The 9,508-nt window shown below is 73.4% G+C and carries 11 protein-coding genes; 4 read left to right on the top strand and 7 right to left on the bottom strand.

The window, feature by feature from the left end:
* Positions 1 to 131: 131 nt before the first annotated feature.
* Positions 132 to 737: a hypothetical protein gene (locus SSNG_RS12155; protein ID WP_042800904.1), complete on the bottom strand. Its 606-nt coding sequence runs from the start codon at positions 735 to 737 to the stop codon at positions 132 to 134.
* A gap of 208 nt (positions 738 to 945) precedes the next feature.
* Between SSNG_RS12155 and ettA the strand changes: the two genes are divergently transcribed.
* The 3 genes from ettA to SSNG_RS12140 are packed head-to-tail and all read left to right on the top strand — an operon-like array spanning position 946 to position 3,818.
* A complete protein-coding gene (gene ettA, locus SSNG_RS12150) occupies positions 946 to 2,610 on the top strand; it encodes an energy-dependent translational throttle protein EttA (RefSeq protein ID WP_007264121.1) in 1,665 nt (554 codons plus the stop codon).
* 9 nt (positions 2,611 to 2,619) lie between these two features.
* Positions 2,620 to 3,087: a thioesterase family protein gene (locus SSNG_RS12145; protein WP_042800903.1), complete on the top strand. Its 468-nt coding sequence runs from the start codon at positions 2,620 to 2,622 to the stop codon at positions 3,085 to 3,087.
* The gene (locus SSNG_RS12140) at positions 3,084 to 3,818 is read left to right on the top strand and encodes a hypothetical protein (RefSeq protein WP_042800902.1); all 735 of its coding nucleotides are present in this window, start codon (positions 3,084 to 3,086) and stop codon (positions 3,816 to 3,818) included. Before SSNG_RS12145 ends, SSNG_RS12140 begins: the two co-directional genes overlap by 4 nt.
* Positions 3,819 to 3,894: 76 nt before the next feature.
* Here SSNG_RS12140 and SSNG_RS12135 read toward each other — a convergent pair whose 3' ends face one another.
* The 3 genes from SSNG_RS12135 to SSNG_RS12125 all read right to left on the bottom strand — a co-directional run bounded on the left by SSNG_RS12135 (position 3,895) and on the right by SSNG_RS12125 (position 5,025).
* Positions 3,895 to 4,242 carry a DUF1036 domain-containing protein gene (locus tag SSNG_RS12135; RefSeq protein ID WP_007264117.1) on the bottom strand — a complete coding sequence of 116 codons (348 nt, stop codon included), beginning with the start codon at positions 4,240 to 4,242 and terminating at the stop codon, positions 3,895 to 3,897.
* Positions 4,243 to 4,251: 9 nt separating this feature from the next.
* Positions 4,252 to 4,449, bottom strand: coding sequence for a hypothetical protein (locus SSNG_RS12130; protein ID WP_007264116.1), 198 nt, complete (start codon positions 4,447 to 4,449; stop codon positions 4,252 to 4,254).
* Between the two features lie 171 nt (positions 4,450 to 4,620).
* A complete protein-coding gene (locus SSNG_RS12125; RefSeq protein WP_007264115.1) occupies positions 4,621 to 5,025 on the bottom strand; it encodes a globin in 405 nt (134 codons plus the stop codon).
* A gap of 107 nt (positions 5,026 to 5,132) precedes the next feature.
* Between SSNG_RS12125 and SSNG_RS12120 the strand changes: the two genes are divergently transcribed.
* Positions 5,133 to 6,143, top strand: a complete 1,011-nt coding sequence (locus tag SSNG_RS12120) for a methyltransferase domain-containing protein (protein ID WP_042800901.1) — start codon at positions 5,133 to 5,135, stop codon at positions 6,141 to 6,143.
* On the opposite strand, the gene SSNG_RS12115 is transcribed toward SSNG_RS12120, so the two are convergent.
* The 3 genes from SSNG_RS12115 to SSNG_RS12105 all read right to left on the bottom strand — a co-directional run.
* On the bottom strand, positions 6,140 to 7,186 hold the full coding sequence (locus SSNG_RS12115; RefSeq protein WP_042800900.1) for an FHA domain-containing protein: 1,047 nt from the start codon (positions 7,184 to 7,186) through the stop codon (positions 6,140 to 6,142). The two genes, SSNG_RS12120 and SSNG_RS12115, sit on opposite strands and share 4 nt — an antisense overlap.
* A gap of 46 nt (positions 7,187 to 7,232) precedes the next feature.
* Positions 7,233 to 8,561: a VWA domain-containing protein gene (locus SSNG_RS12110; RefSeq protein WP_042800899.1), complete on the bottom strand. Its 1,329-nt coding sequence runs from the start codon at positions 8,559 to 8,561 to the stop codon at positions 7,233 to 7,235.
* Positions 8,562 to 8,602: 41 nt separating this feature from the next.
* Positions 8,603 to 9,508 (bottom strand): PP2C family serine/threonine-protein phosphatase (locus SSNG_RS12105; protein WP_128636937.1); only part of this gene is annotated, 906 nt, incomplete at its 5' end.

Below are 9,508 nucleotides of genomic sequence, written 5' to 3'. Positions count from 1 at the left end.
CACATCGCCACCCGGCTGCGCCGCCTGCGCGTAGCGGACGTCCCGCCCGGCACCGCCCTCGCCTACGACGGCGAGTACGCCCAGGCCCCCGCCGCCCTCACCCTGGACGCCCTGCCCGACGCCCTCACCGTCTACCGCCCCCGCTGAAGCCGGGCGTCCGTCCCGAGGTCGGCCCGCATCACGGCGCGCATCCCCCTCCACCGCTCTCCGAGCCCGAGCAGATCCTCCTTGATCGCCTCGAAGGTGCCATCCGGAACCGGGTCGCCCTCGTCCAGCCGCAGCATCCGGTAGAAGGCCCCTGCGAGCCGCTCGGCCGTGGCGTCCAGCTCCGCCACGACGGCTTCCGAGCCGACCAGCTGCGCCTCCGCGAACGCCAGGTGCATCGCCTGCCGGGCCGCCTCCAGGTCGGCCCGGCCCGCGGCCCTCTCCCCGGCCCTCTCCCCGGCCCCGCCCCCGGCGGCCCCCGCCTCCTGGGCCTTGTGGGTGAGCCACAGGAAGTTCATGAGCTCGATCCGGTAACGCCGGTACCCGGCCATCGCCGCCACGTAGCAGGCCCGGCGGACGTCGAGCTCCGCCGCCCGCTGCTCGCGCTGCCACTGGCCCTCGGCCATCCGTTCCTGCCGCTCGAACTGCTCGGACTGGACCCGCCCCACGAGGCGCTGCGTCAGCAGCGGCGCGAAGAGCGTGCCCGTCATGCCGATGAGCGCTATCGAGAGCGGCAGCAGCCAGCCGTCCATCAGACTCCCCCCGGAGCGTCGTACCCGCGGCGCCGTACCCGCCGAGCGGCACCTGTCGTACCCGTAATACCAGTAGTACTCACGGTCAAGCAGCCCTGGTCGGGCCCCCCGGGGCCCCCTCCGGGACCCGTACTGGTTTCCCCCGGGGGATGGACGTACGGCAGTATGGGGTGTATCTGCCCACCATCGATCTGCCGGACGGTTTCTCTTGGCTGAGTTCATCTACACCATGCGCAAGACGCGCAAGGCGCACGGCGACAAGGTGATCCTCGACGACGTCTTCCTGAACTTCCTGCCGGGGGCCAAGATCGGCGTGGTCGGCCCGAACGGCGCCGGCAAGTCCACCGTCCTGAAGATCATGGCGGGCATCGAGCAGCCGTCCAACGGTGACGCCTTCCTCTCGCCCGGTTACTCCGTCGGCATCCTCATGCAGGAGCCGAAGCTCGACGAGTCCAAGACCGTCCTCGAGAACGTCGAGGACGGCGTCGGCGAGATCAAGCAGAAGCTCAACCGGTTCAACGCGATCGCCGAGGAAATGGCGACGAACTACACCGACGAGCTGATGGAGGAGATGGGCAAGCTCCAGGACGACCTGGACCACGCCAACGCGTGGGACCTGGACGCCCAGCTGGAGCAGGCCATGGACGCCCTGGGCTGCCCGCCCGGCGACTGGCCCGTCACCAACCTCTCCGGTGGTGAGAAGCGCCGCGTGGCCCTCTGCAAGCTGCTGCTGGAGGCCCCCGACCTGCTGCTCCTCGACGAGCCCACCAACCACCTCGACGCCGAGTCCGTGAACTGGCTGGAGCAGCACCTGGCCCAGTACAAGGGCGCCGTCGTGGCGGTCACCCACGACCGCTACTTCCTCGACAACGTCGCCGAGTGGATCCTCGAGCTCGACCGCGGCCGCGCGCACCCCTACGAGGGCAACTACTCCACCTACCTGGAGAAGAAGGCCGAGCGCCTCAAGGTCGAGGGCAAGAAGGACGAGAAGCGCGCCAAGCGCCTCAAGGAAGAGCTGGAGTGGGTCCGCTCCAACGCCAAGGGCCGCCAGGCGAAGTCCAAGGCCCGTCTCGCTCGCTACGAGGAGATGGCGGCCGAGGCCGACAAGATGCGCAAGCTCGACTTCGAGGAGATCCAGATCCCGCCGGGCCCGCGCCTGGGCTCGATCGTGGTCGAGGTCAACAACCTCTCGAAGGCGTTCGGCGACAAGGTCCTCATCGACGACCTGTCCTTCACGCTGCCGCGCAACGGCATCGTCGGCATCATCGGCCCGAACGGCGCCGGCAAGACCACGCTCTTCAAGATGATCCAGGGTCTGGAGACCCCGGACTCCGGCGAGATCAAGGTCGGCGAGACCGTCAAGATCTCGTACGTCGACCAGGGCCGCGCCAACATCGACCCCAAGAAGACCCTCTGGGCGGTCGTGTCGGACGAGCTGGACTACATCAACGTCGGCAACGTCGAGATGCCGTCCCGCGCGTACGTCAGCGCCTTCGGCTTCAAGGGCCCGGACCAGCAGAAGCCGGCCGGCGTCCTCTCCGGCGGTGAGCGCAACCGCCTGAACCTCGCGCTCACCCTGAAGCAGGGCGGCAACCTGCTGCTCCTCGACGAGCCCACCAACGACCTCGACGTCGAGACCCTGGGCTCCCTGGAGAACGCGCTGCTGGAGTTCCCCGGTGCGGCCGTGGTCGTCTCCCACGACCGCTGGTTCCTGGACCGAGTGGCCACCCACATCCTCGCCTACGAGGGCGACTCCAAGTGGTTCTGGTTCGAGGGCAACTTCGAGTCCTACGAGAAGAACAAGGTCGAGCGGCTCGGCCCGGACGCCACCCGTCCGCACCGCGCCACCTACAAGAAGCTCACCCGGGGCTAGGTCACGGTCATGGCCAGACACCACTACCGGTGCCCCCTCCGCTGGGCGGACATGGATGCCTTCGGGCACGTCAACAACGTCGTCTTCCTCCGCTACCTGGAGGAGGCGCGCATCGACTTCATGTTCCGCCTGGCGCCGGGGGAGGGCAGTGAGTCCTTCACGGGCGGCTCCGTCGTGGCCCGCCACGAGATCGACTACAAGCTCCCCCTCGTGCACCGGCACGAGCCGGTGCTCATCGAGTCCTGGGTGACCCGGATAGGCGCCGCGTCCCTGACCATCCGCTACGAGGTCAAGGACGAGGCGACCGAGGACGCGCCGGAGACCGTCTACGTCCGCGCCGAGACGGTCGTCGTGCCCTACAACCTCGCCGAGGGGCGGCCCCGCCGCATCACCGACGAGGAACGGCACTTCCTGGAGCAGTACCTCGACCAGCCCGAGAAGACCCGCGCGGCAGCCGAAGGGCGCCTCGCGGCATGAGCGGACAGCTGCGCCTCGCCGACTCCGGGGAGGCGGCGGACCTCGCCGCCTTCCTGGGCCGGCTGGTGCACTACGACCGCGCCGCCGCCGTACGCCTCCAGGCGCCGGCGGGCGGCGGCGCGCTCGCCGTCTTCGGACGACCGCCCTCCTTCGAGGTCCTGGCCGTCCGTGCGGCACGCCTCGCCGAGCCCCTCGCGACCCCGCTGGACGTCACCGTCTCCGCGGGCGAGCTGCTGGAGGCCGTCGACGAGAGCGGCGCCGCGGTGACCGTGCCCGGACCCGTCACCGGCCCGCCCTGGGCGGGCGTCCTGCCGCCCCGCGGCGGCTGGCGTCCGGTTCCCGGCCTGCCCGCCGCCGAGGCGGTACGCGCGGCCGTGGCCGCCGCCGTCGCCGAGTTCCGCGCCCGTGACGAGGCCCTGCCCCCGCAGCACCGGACCCGCTCCGAGCGGGACCGCATCGGCCGCGAGATCTGGTCGCGGACCCTGGGCGACACCGAGCTGCCGCTGCGCGCCGTGCACGCCGCGCAGTCCCTGGGCTTCCTGCGCCCGGTACGCGCCGCCGTTCCCGCCGGTTCCGGCTCCGGGGGCTCCGCCGCCGGTGCCCCGGACGCGTTGGAGCTGCTCGTCTCCGGCGGGTGGCTGCGGCTGCGCACCCCCTACGGCTCCGTCGCCCTGCGCCGCCCCGGCGGCGGCCCCACCGGCCTCGGCGCCCTCCAGGTGCGGCCCGTCTAGGACGGACATCGCGGAACAGGCCCGCCCGCCCACCGGTCACCGGGGGCGGGCGGGCCTGTCCGTGCGTGGCGCCGGGCTACGGGTTGAACGAGTGCACGTGGTTCGGACGGCTCACGACGAACTCGTTCATGAGGATCGTCCGGGACGTGCCGTCCGACGTGTTCGAACACCACTCGAAGGCGCGGTGCGGGACGGTCTCCTGGAAGCGGTCCCGCCACTCGACGCCGTCGCCCGAGTACGCGTAGCAGTACCAGATCTGGTTGACGGCACTGACGTCACCGCCGTAGACGACGGCGCTCTCCCCGGGGCCGATCCTCCACCAGCCCTCCTTGACCCAGTTGCTCCCGTCGGAGCAGTTGGGCTGGTGCCGCTCCACCATCGTCCAGATCTCGCGGTGGTAGTTGTTCTGGAACCTCATGGACATGGCGCGCTCCTATTCCGAGTCCGGCTGCCGACGGGCGGGGCGTCCGTTCGACTGGTACGCGGCCGGCCCGCGGCCCGGTTGGGACGCGCTCGTACTCTCGTGCGCGCCGGGAGCCGCGGCGGACCGGCCCGCGGCGAGGGCGCGGTCCAGTGCCTCCTCGTCGGCGTCGGTGGTCGGATCCACCGCGTCCGCAGTGTCCTGTGACATGGAACCTCCAGTTCCGTCGGTGCTGGTGCGACGGAGGGGTTCCCGGAAGGATGCGCGGGGTATCGCGAGCGGTCCGCCCGTGCCCCGTACGGGCCGGAACGGGCGCTCGTCCGGGGGGCCGTGTACGGCCGCTTGCAGGGGCGCACACGGTGCGCCCCGCGCGCCCCTCCGCTAGCCCGCGGTGTTGATCATCGAGGCGGCCGCGTAGGTCAGGTACCGCCACAGCTGGGCCTCGTGTTGCGGCGCGAGCCCCAGCTCGTCCACCGCCACGCGCATATGGGCGAGCCACGCGTCGTGCGCGGCCGCGTCCACCTGGAACGGTGCGTGCCGCATGCGCAGGCGCGGGTGCCCGCGGTGCTCGCTGTACGTCGTCGGGCCGCCCCAGTACTGCATCAGGAACAGCGCGAACCGCTCCTCGGCGGGCCCGAGGTCCCCCTCGGGGTACATCGGGCGCAGCAGAGGGTCCCCAGCGACCCCCTGGTAGAAGCGGTGGACCAGACGGCGGAAGGTCTCTTCGCCGCCGACCTGCTCGTAGAAGGTCGTCTCCTGCACCGTGCTCTGCGCGTCGTCATTCACCCGACCATCGTCTCAGACGCCCGGACGGAGGACCCCGGTCCTAGGACCGGCGCTGCCCCTCCCGCCGAGAGGTCGCACCCGGGGCCCGCCCGCAGCACAGTGGAGACATGGGCAGGGCGAAGGCCGCGGAGAAGGACCTGCGGGAGACGGCGCACGCCGCCCAGGTACGGGAACTCACCGCCGCGGGCGTGCTGGAGGACCCGGCCTGGCGGGCGGCCTTCGCCGCCGTGCCCCGGCACCTGTTCGTGCCGTACTTCTGGACCGGCCGCGGGGCGGGGCACGAGCGGCTGTGGGGCGAGGACCCGGACCCCGAGCGCCGGGCCCGCTGGCTGCGCGGGGTGTACACCGACGCCCCGCTGGCGACGCGGCTGCGCGACGGCGAGCTGGTCTCCTCCAGCAGCCAGCCCTCCCTGATGGCGAAGATGCTGGACGCGCTCCAGGTGCGCGACGGGGACAACGTGCTGGAGATCGGCGCCGGTACCGGCTACAACGCGGCCCTGCTCTGCCACCGCCTCGGCGACGGCCTCGTCACCACGGTGGACCTGGACGAGGAGATCACCGAGTCGGCGCGCTCCCACCTGGCCCGGCTCGGCTACCGGCCCGCCGTGGTCACCGGCGACGGGGCGCGCGGCTGTCCCGCCCGGGCGCCCTTCGACCGGATCCTGGTGACCTGCACCCTGCCGCTGGTCCCGCCCGCCTGGCTCGGCCAGTGCCGGCCGGGGGCGCGGATCCTGGCCCCGCTGTCGACGGGGCTGATCGCGCTGACCGTCCGGGACGCCGGTTTCGCGGAGGGCCGCTTCCTGCACACCTCGGCGTACTTCGTCCCGCTGCGCGGGGCCACGGCCGCGCCGGGGCCGCCCGGGGCGACCGGGCCGCTGCACGGCCTCCCGTACGAAATGGTGGAGAACGAGCGCTTCCAGTTCCTGCTGATCCTGACCGCGGACGTGCTGCACCCGCGCGAGGCGCTCGACCTGTGGCGGGGCGAGGGGCGGCCGGCGCGCGAACGGTTCGGGGTCACGGTCACGCCGGAGGGGCAGTGGGCCTGGCTCGACGATCCCCAGGGGCCCTACGTGTGGCCCCTGGGGGAGGAGCCCCCGCCGCCTCCGGACGAGGCCTAGCCGCGGCGGACCGTGATGGTGGTCCAGGCGCCGACGTGGACGCGGTCGCCGTCGGCGAGGGGCACGGGCACGTACGGCTGGATGGGGTCCTCGCCGCCGTTGATGGTGGTGCCGTTGGTGGAGTTCTGGTCGACCACGGCCCAGGTCAGGTCCGGCTGCTGGACCAGCACCGCGTGCTGGTGGGAGACGCCCGGGTCCTCCGGGGGCACCGACAGGTCGATGTCCGGGGCCTCGCCCGTGGAGGCGCGGCGGCGGCCGATGGTGATCTGCCCGCCGGAGAGCGGGAGGTGGAGCTCCGGGGAGTAGGCGGGCAGGTTGAGCGCGGCGGCCTCGGGACCGCTGCGCTGCATCATGGCCATGAAGTACGAGCGGTCGGGGCCGATCGTCGCCGACCAGGAGGCGCTGGTGCCGGCGCCGGCGCCGGTGCCGCGGTCCGGGGCCGCGAAGGGCTCGGTCTGTGACGGCTGCGGCGGCCGGGGCTGCTGGTACTCGGACTGCTGGTACTCGGACTGCTGGCGTTCGGGCTGCTGCCGGAACTCCTGCGGCTCGGGCCGCGGCGGCACCGGCGCGGCGACGGGCTGCTCCTGCGCGGGCGGCTGGAGCAGCCAGTCGTCATCGCTCTGCAGCGGCTCGGCCGGCCGGTTGACCCGCGACGGGCGGGACCCCTGGTACTCGAAGTGGTCCTGGGAGAACACCGGCTGCGGCGGGGCCGGCGGCGGGGGCGGCGGGGCGGACACCGCGCCCGTGCCGGGCCCGGACGCGCCCGCGCCCGCGGCCGGTGCGGGCTCGGCGGCGTACGGGGTCGCCGAGCGGGTGAGGAAGTTGTACCGGCACTCCTCGCAGAAGGGGGCCATCGCCTCGCGCGGGGTCCGGCACTGCGGGCACAGTTCGGCCTGGGCGGTCGGCTCCCCGCCGGTGGGAGGGTAGCCGTAGCCGTAGGAGGGGGCGGCGGAGGCGGCGCCGGCGGGGGCGGTCATGCGGAGGCCGCAGACCTCGCACCAGTCGTCGGAGGCGGACTGGTGGCCGTTCGGGCAGGTCGGCATCGCGGCGTTTCCCCCTTTTTCCTGCGTCATCGCGTCAGGCTTCTTCTCAGGTCTTCTTCACTCGGACGGTCTGCGTCGAACGCGTTTCAAGGGTCATCTCGTCGGCATCGGCGACCTTCGCCTTCAGCCGCACAGTACCCGCCGCCGCGTCCACGACATCCACCACCTTCGCGAGCAGTTTGGCGGTGTCGGCGTTCCCGGAGGCGCTCGCCAACTGCACCGCACGGCCCAGCTTCGCCGTCGCACCGTCGACATCGCCCATTTTGCGGGCTTCCAGGCCCTGCTGGATAGCCTCCGCGAGTTCCGCCTGGCCCGTGTAGTGCGCCACCTGGGGGCTGATGGCCGTCGACGCGGCGAGGTCGTCCGTCCACACCGCCCGGACCAGTCCCTGCGCGAGCGGGGGCCGGGGCTCGCCGTCCGGTCCCGGCAGCACCAGCGAGGCACGGGCGGCCAGCATCTCCTGGCCCACGGCGGCCCCCGGCACCCGGACGCACACGTGGTACTCGCGGGACTCGTCGCCCCACGAACCGGTCGGATAGTCCCCGGCGCGCGGGCCCGCCTCGGTGCGGCGGCCGGTCAGGTCGTGGACGGAGGGCGAGACCTGCTTGACGTACTGGACCTCCGCGCCGACCGGGGTCCACAGGCGCAGCGCGACGTCCGCGACCTCCTTGCCCATGACCTGCTCCATCATGCGCGTGAAGTCCTCGGCGAGATGGGCCGGGTCGGCGACGATGTCGGCGGAGCCGAGCAGCGCGCTCGCGATGCCGGTGACCTCCTTCACCTCCCAGTCCGTGCCCACCCCGCGGGCGTCGCAGGTGAAGCGGCCGGCGCAGGCGTCGAGGGTGGCGCGCAGCACGGCCGGGTCCTCGTGCTCGTTGCGGCCGTCGGTGAGCAGGATGCCGTGCCGGATCGTCGCCGGGGTGCGGCGCAGCAGGCCGTCGGCGAGCCGCAGCCAGGTCCCGATGGCCGTGCCGCCGCCCGAGCGCAGGCCGCGCAGGGCCTCCTTGGCCTGGGCGCGGGTGGCGGGCCCGGCGGTGGCGAGGCCGCCCTGGCCGGGGTAGACCTCCCGGGCCTCGTGCGTCCCGGCGATCACGGCGAAGGCGGTGCCGTCGCGGAGGGTGTCGATCGCGGCGGCGGTGGCCTCGCGGGCGCCGCGCATCTTGTCCGGCGGGTACTCCATGGAGCCGGAGCAGTCCACCATGATCACGACGGCCGCGCCCTGGCCGCCGGGCGCGTGCCCGGCGGTGGCCGTGGCTCCGCCGGTGGAGGTGACCGTCACGATGGCGTGCACGTCCCGCCCGCCCTCGGGCAGGAACTCGTTCTGGTACACCTCCACGCTGAAGCGGGGTGCGCTCGGCTTGGCGAAGTTCGCCATCGGTCGGTCTCCTCCTCCGGGCCGGCTGGGGTGGCGGGTGGTCAGGCCCGCGGGCGGGCCTGCGGTTCCGCTTCGGGTTCCGCTTCGGTCTGGGCGTGGGGCTCCGCCGGGGCCGCGAAGGGCACGACGGCGACGGTGATGTTGTCGTGGCCGCCCCCGTCCAGGGCGTGCCCGACCAGGACCTGCGCGCTGTGCAGCGGCCGGTCGGCGGCGTCCGCCGGCAGGAGCTGCGCCATCTCCCGCGCGGACTCGGCGTAGTTCCACAGGCCGTCCGTGCAGACGACCACAACGCCGGGGTGGTCCGGCCTGAAGCTGGCCGTGTGCGGGTCGAGGTCGTACGCGTCGGCCCCGAGCCAGCCGGTGATGGCGTGGGCCCGGACGTCGGCGTAGGCCTCGGCCTCGCCCATCAGGCCCGCCGCGACCATCTGCGCCGCCCAGGAGTCGTCCTCGGTGAGCCGGCGGGCCAGGGCGGCACGGTCGTCCGGCACCCAGTAGGCGCGGCTGTCGCCGACCCAGCCGATGGTCAGCACGCCGCCGCTGACGACGGCTCCGACCAGCGTGCAGGCGGGGGCGTTCTGCGCGCCGGGGGCCGGCGGGGCGAGCGCCGTCACCGCGGCGGCCGCCGCGAGGATCGCCCCGTGCATGGCCTCCACCGGGTCGGCGCCGCGCGGAAGGGCTTCCAGGAGCGCCTCGTTGGCGGCGCCGGCGGCGGCGGCCGAGGCCTCGTCGGGGCGGCTGGCGGAGGAGACGCCGTCGCAGACGATGGCGACGGTCGCGGCGGAGCCGTCGGGCAGGGCGGTGGCCGAGACGGCGAAGGAGTCCTCGTTGCGGTGGTGGCGCAGGCCGCGGTCGCTGACGGCGGCGACGCTGCAGAGCTCCTCCTCCAGGTGGTCCCGCTCGCGGGGCTGCGCGTGGCCGCAGTGCTCGCAGTACCCGTCGGTGTCCAC

Origin of the sequence: Streptomyces sp. C, assembly GCF_000158895.1 — a bacterium.
GTDB lineage: Bacteria > Actinomycetota > Actinomycetes > Streptomycetales > Streptomycetaceae > Streptomyces > Streptomyces racemochromogenes.
The sequence above is the reverse complement of the archived record's forward strand: the minus strand, read 5'-3'. Positions and strand labels throughout refer to the sequence as shown.